General features: G+C 27.1%; 26 protein-coding genes. 24 read left to right on the forward strand and 2 right to left on the reverse strand.

Features of this window, described 5'->3' with window-relative positions:
* Nucleotides 1–74: 74 nt before the first annotated feature.
* Both INR60_RS01125 and relB read right to left on the reverse strand, forming a co-directional pair.
* Nucleotides 75–479, reverse strand: coding sequence for an ImmA/IrrE family metallo-endopeptidase (locus INR60_RS01125; RefSeq protein WP_194190951.1), 405 nt, complete (start codon nucleotides 477–479; stop codon nucleotides 75–77).
* A 29-nt stretch (nucleotides 480–508) separates the two neighbouring features.
* On the reverse strand, nucleotides 509–922 hold the full coding sequence (gene relB, locus INR60_RS01130; RefSeq protein WP_194189630.1) for a type II toxin-antitoxin system RelB family anti-toxin: 414 nt from the start codon (nucleotides 920–922) through the stop codon (nucleotides 509–511).
* A 227-nt stretch (nucleotides 923–1,149) separates the two neighbouring features.
* Here relB and INR60_RS01135 point away from each other — a divergent pair, with 227 nt between their 5' ends.
* The 24 genes from INR60_RS01135 to INR60_RS01250 all read left to right on the forward strand — a co-directional run bounded on the left by INR60_RS01135 (nucleotide 1,150) and on the right by INR60_RS01250 (nucleotide 17,129).
* Entirely contained in the window at nucleotides 1,150–1,356 is a 207-nt protein-coding gene (locus tag INR60_RS01135; protein WP_194189631.1) for a helix-turn-helix domain-containing protein, read from the forward strand.
* A gap of 11 nt (nucleotides 1,357–1,367) precedes the next feature.
* Nucleotides 1,368–1,565 (forward strand): helix-turn-helix domain-containing protein, encoded by a 198-nt coding sequence (locus INR60_RS01140; protein ID WP_194189632.1) that lies wholly within the window; start codon nucleotides 1,368–1,370, stop codon nucleotides 1,563–1,565.
* Nucleotides 1,566–1,576: 11 nt separating this feature from the next.
* Nucleotides 1,577–2,254, forward strand: a complete 678-nt coding sequence (locus tag INR60_RS01145) for a Rha family transcriptional regulator (protein ID WP_194189633.1) — start codon at nucleotides 1,577–1,579, stop codon at nucleotides 2,252–2,254.
* A gap of 153 nt (nucleotides 2,255–2,407) precedes the next feature.
* On the forward strand, nucleotides 2,408–3,238 hold the full coding sequence (locus tag INR60_RS01150; protein ID WP_194189634.1) for a hypothetical protein: 831 nt from the start codon (nucleotides 2,408–2,410) through the stop codon (nucleotides 3,236–3,238).
* The gene (locus INR60_RS01155) at nucleotides 3,156–3,938 is read left to right on the forward strand and encodes an ATP-binding protein (RefSeq protein WP_194189635.1); all 783 of its coding nucleotides are present in this window, start codon (nucleotides 3,156–3,158) and stop codon (nucleotides 3,936–3,938) included. The genes INR60_RS01150 and INR60_RS01155 overlap by 83 nt, the downstream gene beginning before the upstream one ends.
* Nucleotides 3,938–4,450, forward strand: a complete 513-nt coding sequence (locus INR60_RS01160; protein ID WP_194189636.1) for a hypothetical protein — start codon at nucleotides 3,938–3,940, stop codon at nucleotides 4,448–4,450. The genes INR60_RS01155 and INR60_RS01160 overlap by 1 nt, the downstream gene beginning before the upstream one ends.
* Nucleotides 4,450–4,791, forward strand: a complete 342-nt coding sequence (locus INR60_RS01165) for a single-stranded DNA-binding protein (RefSeq protein ID WP_194189637.1) — start codon at nucleotides 4,450–4,452, stop codon at nucleotides 4,789–4,791. Before INR60_RS01160 ends, INR60_RS01165 begins: the two co-directional genes overlap by 1 nt.
* 5 nt (nucleotides 4,792–4,796) lie before the next feature.
* The gene (locus tag INR60_RS01170; RefSeq protein WP_194189638.1) at nucleotides 4,797–5,027 is read left to right on the forward strand and encodes a hypothetical protein; all 231 of its coding nucleotides are present in this window, start codon (nucleotides 4,797–4,799) and stop codon (nucleotides 5,025–5,027) included.
* Nucleotides 5,020–5,211 (forward strand): hypothetical protein, encoded by a 192-nt coding sequence (locus INR60_RS01175; RefSeq protein WP_194189639.1) that lies wholly within the window; start codon nucleotides 5,020–5,022, stop codon nucleotides 5,209–5,211. Before INR60_RS01170 ends, INR60_RS01175 begins: the two co-directional genes overlap by 8 nt.
* 11 nt (nucleotides 5,212–5,222) lie before the next feature.
* A complete protein-coding gene (locus INR60_RS01180) occupies nucleotides 5,223–5,513 on the forward strand; it encodes a DUF722 domain-containing protein (protein ID WP_194189640.1) in 291 nt (96 codons plus the stop codon).
* A 159-nt stretch (nucleotides 5,514–5,672) separates the two neighbouring features.
* A complete protein-coding gene (locus tag INR60_RS01185; RefSeq protein WP_194189641.1) occupies nucleotides 5,673–6,059 on the forward strand; it encodes a hypothetical protein in 387 nt (128 codons plus the stop codon).
* A 39-nt stretch (nucleotides 6,060–6,098) separates the two neighbouring features.
* Entirely contained in the window at nucleotides 6,099–6,761 is a 663-nt protein-coding gene (locus INR60_RS01190) for a tyrosine-type recombinase/integrase (RefSeq protein ID WP_194189642.1), read from the forward strand.
* Between the two features lie 280 nt (nucleotides 6,762–7,041).
* Nucleotides 7,042–7,764, forward strand: coding sequence for a phage terminase small subunit (gene terS, locus INR60_RS01195; protein ID WP_194189643.1), 723 nt, complete (start codon nucleotides 7,042–7,044; stop codon nucleotides 7,762–7,764).
* Nucleotides 7,754–8,968 (forward strand): PBSX family phage terminase large subunit, encoded by a 1,215-nt coding sequence (locus tag INR60_RS01200; RefSeq protein ID WP_194189644.1) that lies wholly within the window; start codon nucleotides 7,754–7,756, stop codon nucleotides 8,966–8,968. Before terS ends, INR60_RS01200 begins: the two co-directional genes overlap by 11 nt.
* Nucleotides 8,969–9,002: 34 nt before the next feature.
* On the forward strand, nucleotides 9,003–10,310 hold the full coding sequence (locus tag INR60_RS01205) for a phage portal protein (protein WP_194189645.1): 1,308 nt from the start codon (nucleotides 9,003–9,005) through the stop codon (nucleotides 10,308–10,310).
* The gene (locus INR60_RS01210; protein WP_194189646.1) at nucleotides 10,303–12,069 is read left to right on the forward strand and encodes a minor capsid protein; all 1,767 of its coding nucleotides are present in this window, start codon (nucleotides 10,303–10,305) and stop codon (nucleotides 12,067–12,069) included. The genes INR60_RS01205 and INR60_RS01210 overlap by 8 nt, the downstream gene beginning before the upstream one ends.
* Nucleotides 12,069–12,548, forward strand: coding sequence for a DUF6985 domain-containing protein (locus INR60_RS01215; RefSeq protein ID WP_194189647.1), 480 nt, complete (start codon nucleotides 12,069–12,071; stop codon nucleotides 12,546–12,548). The genes INR60_RS01210 and INR60_RS01215 overlap by 1 nt, the downstream gene beginning before the upstream one ends.
* Nucleotides 12,549–12,694: 146 nt before the next feature.
* Nucleotides 12,695–13,243 (forward strand): phage scaffolding protein, encoded by a 549-nt coding sequence (locus INR60_RS01220; protein WP_194189648.1) that lies wholly within the window; start codon nucleotides 12,695–12,697, stop codon nucleotides 13,241–13,243.
* Between the two features lie 20 nt (nucleotides 13,244–13,263).
* Nucleotides 13,264–14,211 carry a hypothetical protein gene (locus tag INR60_RS01225; protein ID WP_194189649.1) on the forward strand — a complete coding sequence of 316 codons (948 nt, stop codon included), beginning with the start codon at nucleotides 13,264–13,266 and terminating at the stop codon, nucleotides 14,209–14,211.
* A 72-nt stretch (nucleotides 14,212–14,283) separates the two neighbouring features.
* Nucleotides 14,284–14,610, forward strand: a complete 327-nt coding sequence (locus INR60_RS01230; protein ID WP_194189650.1) for a head-tail connector protein — start codon at nucleotides 14,284–14,286, stop codon at nucleotides 14,608–14,610.
* Nucleotides 14,610–14,987 (forward strand): hypothetical protein, encoded by a 378-nt coding sequence (locus INR60_RS01235; protein ID WP_194189651.1) that lies wholly within the window; start codon nucleotides 14,610–14,612, stop codon nucleotides 14,985–14,987. Before INR60_RS01230 ends, INR60_RS01235 begins: the two co-directional genes overlap by 1 nt.
* Nucleotides 14,988–15,374, forward strand: a complete 387-nt coding sequence (locus INR60_RS01240) for an HK97 gp10 family phage protein (protein WP_194189652.1) — start codon at nucleotides 14,988–14,990, stop codon at nucleotides 15,372–15,374.
* A 2-nt stretch (nucleotides 15,375–15,376) separates the two neighbouring features.
* Entirely contained in the window at nucleotides 15,377–15,808 is a 432-nt protein-coding gene (locus tag INR60_RS01245; RefSeq protein WP_194189653.1) for a phage tail terminator family protein, read from the forward strand.
* 1 nt (nucleotide 15,809) lies between these two features.
* The gene (locus tag INR60_RS01250) at nucleotides 15,810–17,129 is read left to right on the forward strand and encodes a phage tail sheath C-terminal domain-containing protein (RefSeq protein ID WP_194189654.1); all 1,320 of its coding nucleotides are present in this window, start codon (nucleotides 15,810–15,812) and stop codon (nucleotides 17,127–17,129) included.
* Nucleotides 17,130–17,135 lie beyond the last annotated feature (6 nt).

Here is a 17,135-nt window from a genome sequence, read left to right on the forward strand (position 1 = left end):
CCTTTCTGTGCATACTAACGAATGTATGTTCTTTAAAGTTTATAAAATAAACAGTTTTTAAAAACTGTGAAAAATTATCTGAACTTTTTCATAAGTTCTCTAACTCTTATTGGACAATTATAATCTAAACAATCCTTTTTATATTTCATATACATGTATGTTGCAAACAAATCAGCCTGATACTCTTCTTTTATATTTAACGAGAATGTTGAATTTAAAAGAAGAGCATCTCTATGCTTCAAAAAATAGTGGGCTAATTCGTGAAATAATGTAAAATTAAACTCTTCCTCTGATAAGTTTTCGTTTATAACAATCATTTGTTTATTAAGTGATATAAATTTGTAAAACCCATTAATATTATCTCCAAGAGGAGCTGTGGTAAATACAACTCGTTTTAAAGAGTTTGCGATATTTATGGGATTAATGTCATCAAACCTCTCAATTGTTTTATCTGCAATATTTTGTATGAATGTGTGCATATACAAAATACCCCCCATTCGTAATATATTTATTTGTATTTTTGTGGTGTGAACTTAGTTTTGTTCTTTATTTTTATAGCTTCTAAAGTTGACCTTAATGCATTTTCAATAGCAAAATAATCTTCATTTGATAATTTATCTTTATTTTTTGAAAAAGCTAAAGACATATCATCAAGAATTTTTTGAGCTTCTTTATCGATTTTATCTTGTTCCTTTATAGAAAGACATGTATTAATTTTTTCTATATTATCATCCTTAGATAATAAATAATCAACAGTTACCCCGAAATATTCTGCTAATTTTAATAATGTCTTTCTACCTGCTGGCCGTTTGTTGCTCTCGATCATTCCTAATGTAGATTGAGCGATTCCAAGTTTTTCTGCTAATTGAATTTGCGTTAAATGTTCTTTTTTTCTTAGTTCTTTGATTCTGTTACCTAACAAGAATATCACCTCTTTAGGATAATTTTATCACAAAACAGGATAAAAGCAATAGGAGAATTTAGAATTTATGAGTAATTTGGAGAAAAACAAATTTCTTTTAGGAAAATATCTCAATTTGTGATAATTAGAAAGTTTTTAATTATCCTATTTTGCGATAAAATAGAGACAAGTTAAGATAAAATTATCACAGAAGTGAATAAAAAATATTTTAGTAAGGAGAGATTTATATGGGGATTCCAAAGATAAAGCTTAGAAGAATAAATGCTGGACTTGATACAGAAGAAGCGGTTGAAATTTTAAATATTTCAAAAAGTACATTTTATAAATTAGAAAGAGGTTGGAGAAGTCCATCAGCTCAGTTAATCGCGAGAATGGCTAAAGCTTATGATTGTAAAATTGATGATATATTTAAAGATTTAAATATAACAGGATAGGAGGATAAGATATGAAAATTTATTCAGTAGAGGAAACAGCTAAAATTATTAAAACAAGCAAGGAGATGGTTTATAAGCTTATAAGTAAGAAAATGCTTGTTGCATTAAAATTAAAATCTTTGAAGGTTCCAGAATATGCAATAGAAGAGTTTTTTAGAAATTATCAGTTTATGGATTTAAGCGATCTTGAATCAATAAAAAGTATGTAGGAGGGAGTTTTATGGACGAGCTTATAAATGTTAAAGAAATAAATGGAAATATAGTAGTTTCAAGTAGAGAAGTATCTAAAAATTTTAAAAAAGAACATTCAAAAATCACAAGAGATATTGAAAATATAATTAAAGGCCTAGCCAAAAGTGGCGACCCTTATGAAAGATTATTTATAAATAGTAGATATAAGCATCCTCAAAATAAGCAGTGGTACAAGGAATATCTTTTAACTAGAGATGGATTTAGTTTATTAGTTATGAGTTTTAATGGAAGCTTAGCTTTAAAGCTTAAAGTTAAATATATTGAAAGCTTTAATAAGATGGAAGATACGCTAAAGAGAGCCTTAAACTATTATACCTTAGATAAAAAAACTACAGCTTTAGATATAAGGATTGAAAGGCTTGAAAATAATATGACAATTGATTATGGACAACAAGAAGAAATAAATAAATTAGCTAGAAGTAAAATTCTATATGTGTTAGGAGGAAAAGAATCTAAAGCGTATAAGGAGCTAAATAAGAAGGCATTTAGTACCTTTTGGAAAGATTATAAGCGTGTAATGAATGTTAATTCATATAAAAATACTGCAGTTAAAGATCTTCCAGTAGCTAAAAGATTAATAATAGAATGGAAGGCACCGTTAGAGCTGCAATCTCTTATAAATGAGAGGAATAATTTAAATATTTAGTGGGTGGAGTAATGTTTAATAAAGTTAAAAAATGCCTTGGCACCGACCAAAGTAACCAAAGCATACAAATATATTTAACAATTAGATAATAGCATTAAATATTATTTTCTACAAATCAAAACAAATATTTATATCTTAAAGGGTGGTATTTATATGAAATACACGGTACATGGATTACAACAAGAAAAATTAATTGAGCTTGGTTTAGATAATGATGATGCCCTTATACTATCTGTAATTAAAGATATGTATTCTAGTGCATCTATTGAATATGAAATTATAGAGGGAGATAGATATATTTGGCTAAATCAATCTAATTTAGCCAAGCAAATCCCAATAGTTGGGTCTTTAAGAAAGATACAAAGCTGCATAAAAAATATTGAAGATATTGGGCTTATAAAAAGAAAGGTTTTATTTAGAAAGCTTGATACTAGAAAAAATATAGTAGTTAAAGGGAAATTTAGTTTTGTGTCTTTAACAAAAAGGTTTGATTATATTACAGAATATGACCATATGAAAAGTGTTCGTAGCCCATACGAAGGAGTTTCAGAACCCCTTATGAATAATTTGCGTAACAAAGATTCTTCAATAAAACATTCTCCAGTAATAGATTCTATATATAATTATTTCCTTTCAAAAAAGATAATTAAGAGTAAAGAAATGACTTTAAAAACTGTTAAATCTATAGAAAAAGCACTTTTAAAATATAGTGAAAGTGATATTAAAAAGGCTATAGATAATTATAAAGCTGTTTTAGATGATGAAGGATATTTTTTCACTCAAAGATGGGGAATTGAAGCATTTTTAAATAAGAGCAACGGATTAGAGCATTTTACACTTGAGGGTGAGAAGTGGATTAACTATTTAGAGTACAAAAATAAGAAATACAGAGGTGAGCAAATTGGAGACAAATTCAACTGTAATAAACCAGGTTTTAGAGAATATAAGAAAGAAGTTACAGAAAGAAAAACAATCAGATTCTGATAAGGTTTGCCCTATATGTATGGGAACTGGAATGGAATTAGTTAAAGATAATGTTTATAGAAAATGTAAATGTTCTAGATTAGAACACGTAAAAGAACTTTGGAAGAGAAGTGATATGGGATATGATTTTTTAGATAAAAATTTCAAAAGTTATAATCCTGTAACAGTAGATCAAAAGCATATGAAGGATTTAGCAACAAGTTATTTTTTAGAATTTAATAATATAAAAGATTCTATAAGTAATAGCATAATGCTTTTAGGGCAGTCAGGGTCAGGAAAAACTCATCTATTAACGGCAACAGCATATAAACTTATAGAGGAAAAAGGAATTGGTGTTGTTTATATGAGCTTTGTTGAAAGTTTAACTAAATTAAAGCAGCTTAAAGTAAATGATACTTGTAAATATCAAAAATTTATAAATAAATATAAAAATGCAAAAGTACTTTTTATAGATGATTTATTTAAAGGTAAAATAACAGAAGCTGATATTTTAATAACTTTTGAAATAATAAATTACAGAATAAATAAAAGGTTGCCTATGATGATATCATCTGAAAGGTCTATTTTAGAACTTAAAAATTTAGATAATGCAATAGCTGGAAGAATGTTTAATGCATCTAAAAGATTTGTTATGGAAATTTGGGGAGAAAATAATGATTATAGATTAAAAAATTATTATAAGGTAACTAGGGGATTATGATGAAAAAAGAAATTTTAGAGTATTTAAATATTAATATAAATAAAATTGAAAGGCAAAATGCTTTAACTAGTGTTCTTTTAATAAGGTCAAAATTTAAAGTAGATAGAGATTATGCAAAAGATGTCTACTATGAATGGAAAAGAGCATATATGAGCGCTAAAGCTTGTGTTCCTAGTGATGAATTAGAAGTAAGTGATTTTTTTATTTCAGGGATTTGGACAAAAGAAGAGGATGAATTTTTAATGATTCATAGAAGTTATAGCAAATGTTTTTTGATGAGCAAATTAAAAAGAAGTGAAAAGTCTATTACAAAAAGGTTAGAGAAAGTTAGAAAAGATATTTTAAATGGTGAATCTTCTTTTAAAGATGAAGAAAAGAATGATTTATTTAAATTAAGATCAAAGGGAGAAAGCTTTAAAAATATAGCAAAACAGATTGGTAAGTCAGAGGGAGAATGTAGTTTAGAGTATGTAGAAATAGTAAAAGAAAAGTTAAGAAAGGGAGTTTTATAATGAATAAGGTAATTTTAATTGGGAGATTAACAAAGGACCCTGAATTAAATTTTGTTAAAGGATCAGGAGAAGCTGTTACTAAGTTTAGTTTAGCAATTAATAGGCAGTTTAAAAAAGAAGAGGTGGATTTTATAAATTGTGTAGCTTTTAAAAAAGCAGCGTTAACTATAGGAGAATATTTTAAAAAGGGAAGTAAGATTGCCTTAGTTGGTTCTATTAGGACAAGCAGCTATACTTCTTTAGAAGGAGTTAAAAAATATAATACAGAAGTAATTTTAGATAGCTTTGAATTTGTAGAAAGTAAAGCTAAAGAATTTGAAGGAAGTCCATTTGAGGAGTAGATTACATGAAAAAGATAAGGATTTTTATAATAGAAAATATAATTAGAGAAACCCTTGCAGAGGTTTTAATAGATGATATTAAAGATTTAGATGTAGATGATATGTTAGACATAGTAGAAAGTCATTCTAAAAATACAAAAGAAATTTTAAATTCTTTTAAAGGTTCAAAGGTATTAAGTGTTAATGATAAGAGTTTAAGTGTTTTTATAGATGAAATGGAAGAGGTTTATGAGTAGTAAAGGAGATAAAGAAATGTTATTAAGTGAGATGATAAACGGGTTAGAGGCTTTAAAAAAAGAACATGGGGATTTAGTTGTTAAAGGGTTTGATTTAGAGTTTAAAGAAGATCGTGACATACATGCATTGGGTGTTGTAAATAGAAATAAAGAAAATTTTACAAGGCTTGTTTTGGTTAAATAAGAGGAGTTTTTATGACAGATAACGTAATTGTTAATAAGCTTAAAAATTATAAGGTATTAAAGGTTAAAAAAAGAAATTATGAGCTCTTAGATAAAGTAGATGATGCAAAGAGTATAGAAAAAGATTTAGAAATAATTGATAACGCATTAAATCTTTTAGAAGATACTGAAAAGAAAATAATAATTTATAGATATATAGATAATGCAAGTTGGAAAGTTATATCTCAAAAAATAAATTTATCTGAAAGCAGATGTTACCAAATAAGAAAAATAGCTTGCAGTAAGTTAAAAGAAATATTATAAATCTAAAATAGTGTAGTAAAGCAATAGATTAATTATAGTTTTATTGCACTATTTTTATGTTAGTATGTATTACATAAATAAGAAATAGTTAGAAAAGTAATATAAAAGTTCCCCTTAAATGGGTTGGGGTAAACTATATCTAAAAATAGGTGATGAAGCTTGAAAGTTAATAAAAAGAGAGACAGAATTAAGGATTTATACATAAGAGGATATAATTCTAAACAGATTTCTGAAATTATAAACTATGAAAATAGAGATAACTTAGAGTTTAAAAAAACTAATAGAGAAGCTGTAAAAAAGTATGTATATAAATATTTTAAAGAATATAAAGACATACATTTAAAAAATGCGGTTAGCAAGAAGGAAGCATTAAAGGCTGTAAATTATGAAAGCAAAAGATATTTAAGTGATAAATCATTTATATTAAAAAATAGAAGTGCATATTATACTAAATTAAACGGAGATATAGTACTAAAAGATGAGATGAAAGATTTTTCTACAATCGATATGCCTAAAATATTAAAAAACGAGAATAAGAGCCTGTAGGCTCTTTTTTTTGCAGCTAAAATGGAGGTGGAATATTTTTTGGGAAGAGAGACAAAAGCTATAAAAGATAATGCAAAGTTAAAAAGATTACAAGCTTATTTAAAGCAATACAACAAGATGGCTTATGTGTATGTCGTTATTTTAATAACTACAGGTTATAGAGCTAGCGATATAATTTCACTTACTGTTTTAGATATAAAAGAAGCTATAAAAAATAGAGAGTTTAAGATTATAGAATCTAAAAATGCAAATTTAAAAAGATATAAATTAAAGAAAAATCATGGTGATGACTTTGAAGAAGAAAAGTTTAATAAGGTTTTAAAGGCAAGGGCAGTTCCTATTGGAGACAGCTTAATTAAAATTTTATCTAATTGGATAGATGGAAAAGATGATTTTGAATATATTTTTAAATCACCAAAAGGGGCTAAGCATTTTTCTGTAAGAAGAATGGGTGTAATCATAAATGAGGCTGCAAAAAAGTGTGATATTGATTACTGCGTTGCAAATCATGGACTAAGAAAAACTTATGGGTATATAACTTATAAAAAATTATGTGAAAAAACTGACCCTATATATGCTTTACTTATAGTTCAAAAGAACTTTATGCATGCATCTCCTGAAATTACAAAAAGATATATAGGTCTTGAAGAAGAAGATAGTAAAGAAATAGCTGAGTTTTTTGACTCTTTAATAGCTATATAATTTCCATAAAAAAATATATTTTTTTACCTTTAATATTACTTTTTAAGAAAGATGTATGTAGGATTTAAATTTTTAAATTTATATATAAGAAGAAATAGAAATTATTATATTTCGCTCTTTATTAGAGTTAAGTAATGAAATAAGGGCAAAAAAGCTTATAAATTATATAAAAATTTAACTGGAAATTATTATTTAGTATATTTCAAACTTAATTATTTAGAAAAATCCTATATAAAGAAAGGGTTTAAAGGGGTTTATTATTTTAGAAAGGAGGTAAGAAATGAATCTAAGGGAAGAGGCTTTTAAATTATTTAAAGAAAGCAATGGTAAGTTAAAGACAAAAGAAATAGCTGACATCCTAAAAGTTGATTTTAATAAAGTGAAATACTGGAGAAATAAAGATAAATGGAAAGCTAGGGTAAATAAAAGAGGAGCACCATTTGGAAATAAAAATGCAATTGGAAACAAGGGTGGTGGAGCTAAAAAAGGAAATGTCAATGCTTATAAGCACGGCTTATATTTAGATGAAACTAAGCACTTAGATAAAGCTTACCTATCTAAAATATTACCTAAAACTTTAGTTAATATTATGCTAAATATCCATGATGAAAGACCAATAGATAAGCTCTGGAAAGATATTTTGATTTTAGAAGCTAAAGTTATTAATATGCAAAAAATTAATTACGTTAGTAGTAGTAGTGATTTAACTAAGGTTTTAAAAAAGAAATCAAGTGGAAAAACAGAATCAGAGGAATATGAAATTAGGTTTGCATTTGATAAGGAAAGCAAAACTATATCAGTTTTAAGTAAAGCTATGGAATCTTTAGCTAGGATGATAAAGCAATATGATGAAATGGTCCATAAAGATTGGGATTTAGTATCAGAAGAACATAGATTGAGGGTTGAACTTTTAAGAAGTAAGTTACCTAAAGAAGTAGAAGGCAAAGAAGAAAAAATAGATAAGTATTTTAAAGCCTTAGAAGGTGTTATTCATGATAAGTGATCTATATCATAAAAAGCAAATAGAAGTTTTAAAGTTTGCTATGGAAAATGATTATTTTATGCTTATAAATCATGGGGCTAAAAGAACTGGTAAAACTATTTTAGACAATGACTTGTTTTTATATGAACTAAGAAGAGTTAGAAAGATTGCAGATAAGTTAAATATAAAGACTCCACAATATATTTTAGCTGGAGCAGATTTAGGGGCCGTTAGACGAAACGTATTAAATGAATTAGAAAATAAATATGAACTTGAATTTAAATTTGATAAGCATAATAGATTTATTTTGTTTGGAGTTCAGGTTTGTTGCTTTGGTCATTCAAAAATAAATGACCTTGGAAGAATTAGAGGTATGACTTCCTTTGGGGCTTATATAAATGAAGGGACAATGGCAAATGAGTATGTATTTAATGAAATTAAAAATAGATGTTCAGGAGACGGTGCAAGAATTCTTATAGATACAAACCCAGATCAGCCAGAACATTTTCTAAAGGTAAATTTTATTGATAAATCTGATGGAAAGGTTATTAAAGCCTTTCACTATGAATTAGATGACAATACTTTTTTATCAGAAAGATATAAAAAAAATATAAAGGCATCAACTCCAACTGGAATGTTTTACGATAGGGATATCAAAGGACTTTGGGTTTCAGCTGAGGGGATTGTTTATAGGGATTTTAGAAAAGATATTCATTATATAAAAAGTGATGAATTTAAAAAAGTTAATATTGTTAGATATTTTGCAGGAGTCGATTGGGGTTATGAACATTACGGCTCTATTGTTGTTCTAGGAGAAGATACAAATAAAAATTTATATTTAGTTTTAGAAATTGCATCAAAGTATGAAGAAATAGATTGGTGGGTTGATAAAGCAAAGGAAGTTATTAAAGAATATGGAAATATTCCATTTTATTGCGATACTGCAAGACCAGAACATATACAGCGATTTAGAAGAGAAGGAATAAATGGCAAGAACGCAAACAAATCGGTATTAAGTGGGATTGAGCAGGTTGCAAAAAAGTTTAAAGAAAAGAAATTATTTATTTTAGAAGATAAGGTTGATTTATTTAAGCAAGAAATATTTATGTATGCTTGGAATTCTAAAACAGGTGATCCAATAAAGCTTTGGGATGATGTTTTAGACTCTTTAAGGTATGCAATATATTCAGATATGAATCCAGGTGGAGTATCGTTTTTAACTTAAATTATAAATACGAAAGTATAAGGGAGGTGTAGTAATGGATGTTGAAAGCATAAAAAAGATTGTTTCTAAAGATGAGGAAAGAAGAAATTTTATTGAAAAAACAAAAAATTACTATGAAAATAAAGGTGATATAAAAAGTAAAGGAATAGTTCCAGATGGCAAGGACCCATTACGTGCTGCTGATAATAGAATAAGTCATAATTATCATCAGCTTTTAGTAAATGAGAAAGCAGCTTATATGTTTACATATCCAGTTATTTTTAATGTAGACAGTAACAAAGAGATTAATAAAAAGGTTTTAGAGGTATTAGGTGATGATTTTGAAAGTGTATCACAAGATTTATGTATTGAATCATCTAATACAGGAATAGCTTGGTTACATTATTGGATAAATGATACTGAAAAGATATTTAATTATGCCTTAGTTCCAACGGAGCAAGTTATACCTATCTATTCAAGTTCATTAAAAAAAGAAGTTACAGAAGTTTATAGATATTATAAAGTTATTGAAAAGTCAAAAGAAGTTTTAGTTTTTGAGCACTGGACAGCAGGTGATTTTTCAATCTATAAAATAAATATTGAAAATACAGATTTTAGTTTAATATCTAAAAAGACTATAAAGCATAGTTTAGCTAGAGTTCCATTTATACCATTTTTAAATAATAGAAAAGGTACATCAGATTTAAATAAATATAAAGATCTTATAGATTTATATGATAGAGTTATGAGTGGATTTGCAAATGACTTAGAAGATATTCAGCAAATCATATATATATTAGAAAACTATGGTGGAACAGATTTAGGAGAATTTAAAAGTAATCTTAAGAAGTTTAAAGCCATTAAGGTTGAAAGCGGAGTTAATGGAAATGGTGGTGGAGTTAACACCATGCAAATTGAAATACCAGTAGAAGCTAGAAAATTAATTTTAGATATACTTAAAAAACAAATATATGAAAGTGGACAAGGGCTACAACAGGATACCGAAAGTTTTGGTAATGCATCTGGGGTAGCTCTTAAATTTTTCTATAGAAAGCTTGAACTTAAAGCTGGATTTTCTGAAACAGAATTTAAAAAAGGTTTTGGTGCTTTAATAAGAGCTATACTTAAATTTTTAAATAAAGATACAAATTTAAAGATAACTCAAACTTATACTAGAAACATGATAAGTAATGACTTAGAAAATTCTGAAATTGCAAGGAATTCAGTTGGTATATTGCCAGATGAAATAATAGTTAGAAATCATCCTTGGGTTGAAGATGTTGAAGAAGTGTTAAATTTATTAGAAAAAGAGAAAACAGATGTAGACCCTTATGAAAATAAGGAAAAAACCTTAAATGAATAATGATGCCTTTTTTGAAGATAAAGAAAAAGATAGGCTAGAATTAGTTGATTTAATAGTTAATGATAAAATTTTGGGTTTGCAAGGTTCTTTTGAAAAAAGTTTATCTAATTTAGAAGATGATATTTTAAAATTATATGATAATTTAGATAAAGATAAGAAAATTTTCTATCAAGATACATTTCATAATCTAAAAAGTGATGAGTTAGTAGAATTTAAAAATAAAATGAATGAATTACTAAAAGAAGTTGATAAAAAAGAAAATATCAAAGAGCTTTTAGATAAGAAAAAAATTAATAAGTTAGAGGCTTTAAAATGTAACTTATCTACAGAGAGGCTAAAATTAGAAAAAATGTTTAAAGAAGAAATTTCAAAAACCTTTAATAGCATTTATTTTGATAGTAACCAACATAGTATGTTTGGACAGGCTATCTTAAAAAATAAAGTTACATACAAAGCTAAATTACCTAAATTAGATTCAACAGATAAGCTTTTAAAAAGTAATTGGAGTGGAAAAGATTATAAAGAAAAGGTAGACAATTTAATTAACAATTATAATAATAAGTTAGAAAAAACTTTAATTGAAGGATTAATTAGAGGTGAAGATCCTAAAGTTATAAAAGAAAACTTAGAAAAAAAATTACTAGGGAAGCTTAATAAAGATGGAAGTAGAAGTGGAGGAATCTTTTATGAATGTAAAAGGTTAATTAGGACTGAAGCTGCTTTTATTTCAGAACAAGCTAAATTAGATAGTTATAAAAAAGAAAAAATAGTAGAATATAAATATTTAGCAAAATTAGATTTTAAATCATCTGAAATTTGCAAAAAGCTAAACAAAAGTATATTTAAAATTAAAGATGCAAAGGTTTCTGTTAATTATCCACCTATGCATTGCTTTTGTAGAAGTACAACAATACCTGTAATAAATAAAGAGATTAAAAACAAGGGAACTTATAAGGGTGTGGGAGACATTGAGGAGTATTGTATTTGGAAAGAATTCCAGTATAATAAAGAGAAGAACAGTAAAAGTAAAAACAAGCAAATTCCACCAGAAGAAGAACTTATAAGTTTTAATAAAACAACAGATTTATTACAGTATTCAAATTATAAAAAGGCATTAGGTAAAGAATTTTTATATAGTTTAGATGAATTTAAGAAGCTAAAATACGAAGATTATGATAAATACAAAATCCTAAAAGGAAAATATAATAATCAGGTATCTTGGCTAATGGGTTTATCTGTAGATAGGATTAAGTCAGCTGCAAATAGTAAAATAACTAATGGATACTCAGTAAATCCTATATATTCAACTATTGAAGAAAGATTAAAAGTTATTCCTCCTAAAGATAGTAAGTTCGGCACATGGCTTGGTGAAATAGGAAATTCAACCTTTATTTCTAATGATGAGAGAGTTAAATATTTACTAGATAAAGAAGATTTAAAAGGAATAGAATATAAATCAGCAATGCCAGACTTTTCTAAATTCGTTATTGCAGAATTTGAAATTAATAGTATGACAATTGATAGAAGTGATAACTTTAGATCAGCAAATGAATTATTAGTAGAGAAGTTAGAAAAAAATTCAGGAGTAAAATACAGAATAAGTGATATGGAAGCTTGGCTTACAGAAAATAGGTATACTTGGCATGAGTTAAATGACGGTAAAACAATTCAGTTACTGCCTTCAATAATAAATGCACCAATATTTAAGCATCTTGGTGGAGTTGGTGAACTTAATAAAATTGAAAGAAGGAAAGATTAATGAAAGAAGTAATTGTTGATAGTGTATTTGGCAAAATAGAAAAAAATAAGTGGGATTATTCTAAAAAAGATAAGATTAAGATATTCAAAAAAGAAGTTTTAGTAAATCTTAAAGTTTATTGTGAGGATGTAGATGAAGGTATTAATGATGCTCAAAGAGAAAGCTATAAACAATTAAAAGAAGAAGTTGATTTTTCAAAAATAGAAGAAGGAATCTATGAATATTATTTATCAGTATATGAAGAGTATCGATTAATGGATAGTGAAAATAAAGATGAGATTGCACCTATTATAAATAGTGTAGATGAAGTTTCAAAGCTAGTTAATTTAACTAGTATTTTTATTTCAGAAGATGAAGATGTACCTTCAGTAAATTTAATGTTTACTTGCACGTGGGATATAGAATCTGGTGTAGGAGTAAAATTAATTGATGGAGAAATAGAAGCAATAGCAGATCAAAGCACTGCAATTTACGGATAACTATTAAAAAAGTCTTAGTAACCTAAGGCTTTTTTCTTTTGCTCTTTTTAAAGTTTTGCAGAGCATAAAGAACAAAGGATTTTCTACAATACCTGGAGAGCAGGAATAAAAATCTATTAGAAAAAAGAAATTTGGAGGTATTTAATATGGAATGGCTTAAAGAAATAATTAAAAAAAATGTCTTAGAAGAAGGCAAAGTAGATACTGATATTTTAATTAAAAACATTAGTAGTGAATTACCAAAATATATGATCCCTAAAGACTCATTTAATGGTGTGAATGAACAATTGAAAAAGGCAAATAGCACTATAGAGGATTTGAAAAAGGATAGTGAAAAAAATGTAGACCTACAAAATGAATTAAAAAAATATAAAGATAATCTAGAAGCCAAGGAAAAAGAAATAGAAATAGCAAAAAAAGAAGACTTTTTAAGAAACGAATTTAGAAAAGCTGGTGCAAAAGAATCATATATTGATTTACTTATGAAGACATCTAAATTAGATGGCATTGAAGAAGTAAAAGGCGAATTTGTTGGTGTAGATAAATTAGTTAACAATGTAAAGGAATCATATAATGATTTATTTTCAAATGAAAGTATAGATAACAATAATTCTAGCACATATCAGTATGAGCCAGTAAATGGTGAAAGTGATATAGATGCAGAACTAAACAATATTGAATCTATAATATTATAAATTTTAGGAGGGAAAAATAGATGGCAAACGTAATACAAACAGCTCAAAAAATACAAACTACGTTAGATAAAGCAGCACAACAACAACTACTAACAGGTTGGATGGAACCAAATGCATCACAAATAATTTATAAAGGCGGAAAAGAAGTGAAAATTCCAAAAGTTACGTCAGATGGATTAGGTGATTATTCAAGAGCAGATGGTACAGGAACTAAAGGATATGTGGGAGGAAGTGTTAGTTTTTCATATGAAACAAAAACAATGTCACAAGACAGAGGTAGAAAATTTGAAGTGGATGCTATGGATGTTGATGAAACAAATTTCGGACTTTCAATAGCATCATTTATGGGTGAATTCCAAAAGATGCATGTTATACCAGAGATAGATGCATACAGAATTTCTAAACTTGCAGAAGTTGCAGTTAAAAGAGAAAAAGATACAAATTTAGTATATGGATATACACCAAGCGAAAAAGATATCGTAGAAAAAATTAAAGACGGTATAAAAGTAATTAGAGAAAATGGATATAATGGAGATTTAGTAATTCATTTAACTTATGATGCAATGTTAAAACTTGAACTTGCAATGTTAAATAAATTATCAAGTGTTGATTTCTCAGTAGATGGAGTTAATACAAAAGTACCAGCTATAGATAGAGTTCCTCTTATAGAAACACCACAAAATAGAATGTATACAGAAGTAAAACTTTTAGATGGTGTAACTAAAGGACAAGAAGCTGGAGGATATGTAAAGGGTGATAATGCTATGGATATAAACTTTATAATTTGTCCAAGAACAACACCAATTGCTGTATCAAAACAAGATAATATGAAAATTTTTGAGCCAAAAGATAACCAAGATGCAGATGCTTGGAAAGCAGCATATAGAAGATACCACGATATTTGGGTAAAAGATAATGCTGAAAATTCTATATTCGTAAGTATAAAAGATCCAAAAGCAGGAGCTTAAATATGATTCTTAAAAAGGGTTATAAAAGTCAGATAAATATTCAAAAAGAAAGAAAAAAGTAAGGTGATAATTGTGGAACTTAAAGATATTGTAAAATTAGATCTTAAATGTTCTAAAATTGAAGCAGAAGAAGAATTAATTGATTTAGGGATAAGTAAAGCAACTATGGATATATTAGCCTATTGTAATTTAGTAGAAATTCCAAAAGGATTAATAAATACTGTAGCAAATCTTGCAGTAGATATAATTAGTAAAAAAGTTAATTGTGATAATTCAAGTGACAATCTTAAGAGCATTCAAGAGGGAGACACTACATTAACTTTTAAAGATTCAATAGAGAATAAAGATATAAAAGATTACTATAATATATTAAATAATTTTAGAAGGGCAGATTTTTAATGTTTTCTAATAAGTTTAATAACTATTGCAAGAGACTTTATACAGATAAATTTACTATTTTAAGATATATAGATATAGAAAATGAGGATGGAAGTTTAGAGGAAACTTTAGATAAGAATCCAATTTTAAAAGATATTCCATGTAAAATATCAAAAGTTACATTAGATGAACATAAAGATAGTGATTCTGTAAATAAAGAATTAGTTAAGTTTAAAATATTCTGTTCTCCAAAGATAGATGTGAAAAAAGGTGATACTATTATTGCAAACAGATATTTAGATGATTCAATAATTGACACAATAAAAGCTATTTCTAGTAGACCAATTAAATACAATATAAATCAAGAGTTTATCTTAATTGAAAAGGATGAAGCTTAGATGGGGTTTGACTTTAAAGGCCTTGAAAAGTTTTCTAAAGATTTTAAGAAAACAACAAATGATTTTGATAAATTTCTAAGTAGATTTTTAACTGACATAGGAATTGAAGTTTTAGAAAAAACAAAAAAGAGAACACCTAAAGTAACTGGATCCCTTAGAGATGGATTTGAAGTTACAGACGTGGCTATAAAAGGTAATGAAGTGGTTATATATTTAAAAAATGATAAAGACTATGCAAGTTACATTGAACTTGGACACAAGGAAATAGGTGGAGGATGGATTGAAGGGGCATATATGGCTACTATATCTATGGAAGAAGTAGAAAGAAATATTCCTAAAAAATTTCAAGCTGATTTTGCTAAATTTATGAAAAGATTAGGAGCATGATAATGATAGAAATAGATTCATCGACTATAGTTAGCTCTATTACAAGAGCTTTAAAAAATAAATATCAAGATGTGAATATTTATAAGGATAAGAAATTACAAGGTTTAGTTAAGCCTTGTTTTTTTGTATTCCAATTAAATATAGAACAAAGAAAAATAAGTAAAGAAATTTATTCAAGAGACATTCTTATAAACGTTAGATATCACAGTGATTTAAAAAGGTATGAAATTGATAAAGTAGCATTTGATTTACTTGATTTATTTAGAGAAATAAAAACAGAAGAAGGCTTAATTTTAAGACCTAAAAAGGAAATAAAATACGAAGTAAGCGATGATGTCCTTCAAATTTTTATACCATATAAGATAAATGTAATAAGAAACGAAGAGAATGGCGTTACTATGAATAAATTAGAAAGCAAAGGAGTGGAAATATAAGATGGCTGGTGGAATTTATACATCACAAAACAAAGTTAGACCTGGAGCATATATAAATTTTAAAAGTGTTCCAAAACCAACAGGAAAAGTTGGAAGCAGAGGAGTAGTTACTTTACCTATTCAATTAGGTTGGGGAAGTAGCGAAGAAATAATTGAAATATTAAGTGAAGATATTTCTAATGGAGCATTAATTGATAAAATAGGATATTACGGTCATGAGGCTGAAATAGCACCAATTAGAGAGGCACTAAAAAATAGTTATAAATTATTATTATTTAGATTAGATTCTAATGGTCAAAAGGCAACTGTAACATCTGATAATTTAAATATAGTAGCAAAATACGATGGTGTTATTGGAAATAGAATATCTGTAGTTGTTAAAGAAGCTAATTCAAAATTTGAAGTTATAACTTTAATTGATACTAAGGTAGTAGATAAGCAAGTTGTAGCAAAGGTTGAAGATTTACAGTCTAATAAATTCGTTGAGTTTTCAGGAACTGGTGCGCTTCAAGGAACAGCTGGAGTTAGTTTAGTTGGTGGAGCAAATGGAACTGTTGCACAAGATGCTTATTCTAAATACTTAGGATTAGTAGAATCAAAGAAATTTGATACTATGGGTGTTTTTACAAATGAAACAACTATTAAAGAAAATGTTTTAAACTTTATAAAAGATTTAAGAGAAAACAAAGGAAAGAAAGTTCAAGTTGTTATTAATGAATTTAATGGAGCTAACTATGAAGGTGTTATCTCAGTAGACCAAGGATATAAAACAGTAGATACTGAAATAGATGTTAAAGGTTTTGTTGGATATATGGCAGGTCTTACAGCAGGTGCTGCTTTAAACAAATCTAACACTTATCACGTAATACCAAACGCAGTTTCTATTATAAATCCAAAAAATGATGAAGAAATAACAAAAGGTATTATAGATGGTAAATTAATGTTAAGTTACAGCAATGATGAAAAAGTTGTAATCGAAACAGATATTAATACATTTACAGGTTTCTCAAAAGATAAATCAAAAGATTTTAGTAAAAATAGAGTAATGAGAACATTAGATAATATAAATAATTCAGTAAAATCATTATTTGAAAATACTTACTTAGGAAAAGTTGATAATAGTGAAAGTGGAAGAACTTCATTTAAATCGGACATTATTGTTTATTTAAAAGAACTAGTTAAACTTGGAGCTATAGAAGAATTTGAAAATGATGAAATAGTAATTCAAAAAGGTGAAGAAATTGATTCTGTCGTAGTTGCACTTGGTGTAAAACCAATTGATGCAATGGAAAAATTATATATGACAGTTTCAGTAGGTTAGGAGGTA

Source organism: Clostridium chrysemydis (genome assembly GCF_015234215.1).
GTDB classification, from domain to species: Bacteria; Bacillota; Clostridia; order Clostridiales; family Clostridiaceae; genus Clostridium; species Clostridium chrysemydis.

Bases quoted from the DNA above. Each gene is read 5' to 3' on its own strand.
- INR60_RS01225 (WP_194189649.1), top strand. From the start codon at position 13,264: ATGGCAAACGTAATACAAACAGCTCAAAAAATACAAACTACGTTAGAT.
- INR60_RS01180 (WP_194189640.1), top strand. From the start codon at position 5,223: ATGACAGATAACGTAATTGTTAATAAGCTTAAAAATTATAAGGTATTA.
- INR60_RS01125 (WP_194190951.1), bottom strand. From the start codon at position 479: ATGCACACATTCATACAAAATATTGCAGATAAAACAATTGAGAGGTTT.
- INR60_RS01245 (WP_194189653.1), top strand. From the start codon at position 15,377: ATGATAGAAATAGATTCATCGACTATAGTTAGCTCTATTACAAGAGCT.
- INR60_RS01205 (WP_194189645.1), top strand. From the start codon at position 9,003: ATGGATGTTGAAAGCATAAAAAAGATTGTTTCTAAAGATGAGGAAAGA.
- INR60_RS01235 (WP_194189651.1), top strand. From the start codon at position 14,610: ATGTTTTCTAATAAGTTTAATAACTATTGCAAGAGACTTTATACAGAT.
- INR60_RS01215 (WP_194189647.1), top strand. From the start codon at position 12,069: ATGAAAGAAGTAATTGTTGATAGTGTATTTGGCAAAATAGAAAAAAAT.
- INR60_RS01200 (WP_194189644.1), top strand. From the start codon at position 7,754: ATGATAAGTGATCTATATCATAAAAAGCAAATAGAAGTTTTAAAGTTT.
- INR60_RS01170 (WP_194189638.1), top strand. From the start codon at position 4,797: ATGAAAAAGATAAGGATTTTTATAATAGAAAATATAATTAGAGAAACC.
- terS (WP_194189643.1), top strand. From the start codon at position 7,042: ATGAATCTAAGGGAAGAGGCTTTTAAATTATTTAAAGAAAGCAATGGT.
- INR60_RS01145 (WP_194189633.1), top strand. From the start codon at position 1,577: ATGGACGAGCTTATAAATGTTAAAGAAATAAATGGAAATATAGTAGTT.
- INR60_RS01160 (WP_194189636.1), top strand. From the start codon at position 3,938: ATGAAAAAAGAAATTTTAGAGTATTTAAATATTAATATAAATAAAATT.
- INR60_RS01175 (WP_194189639.1), top strand. From the start codon at position 5,020: ATGAGTAGTAAAGGAGATAAAGAAATGTTATTAAGTGAGATGATAAAC.
- INR60_RS01165 (WP_194189637.1), top strand. From the start codon at position 4,450: ATGAATAAGGTAATTTTAATTGGGAGATTAACAAAGGACCCTGAATTA.
- INR60_RS01150 (WP_194189634.1), top strand. From the start codon at position 2,408: ATGAAATACACGGTACATGGATTACAACAAGAAAAATTAATTGAGCTT.
- INR60_RS01135 (WP_194189631.1), top strand. From the start codon at position 1,150: ATGGGGATTCCAAAGATAAAGCTTAGAAGAATAAATGCTGGACTTGAT.
- INR60_RS01140 (WP_194189632.1), top strand. From the start codon at position 1,368: ATGAAAATTTATTCAGTAGAGGAAACAGCTAAAATTATTAAAACAAGC.
- INR60_RS01210 (WP_194189646.1), top strand. From the start codon at position 10,303: ATGAATAATGATGCCTTTTTTGAAGATAAAGAAAAAGATAGGCTAGAA.
- INR60_RS01220 (WP_194189648.1), top strand. From the start codon at position 12,695: ATGGAATGGCTTAAAGAAATAATTAAAAAAAATGTCTTAGAAGAAGGC.
- INR60_RS01240 (WP_194189652.1), top strand. From the start codon at position 14,988: ATGGGGTTTGACTTTAAAGGCCTTGAAAAGTTTTCTAAAGATTTTAAG.
- INR60_RS01250 (WP_194189654.1), top strand. From the start codon at position 15,810: ATGGCTGGTGGAATTTATACATCACAAAACAAAGTTAGACCTGGAGCA.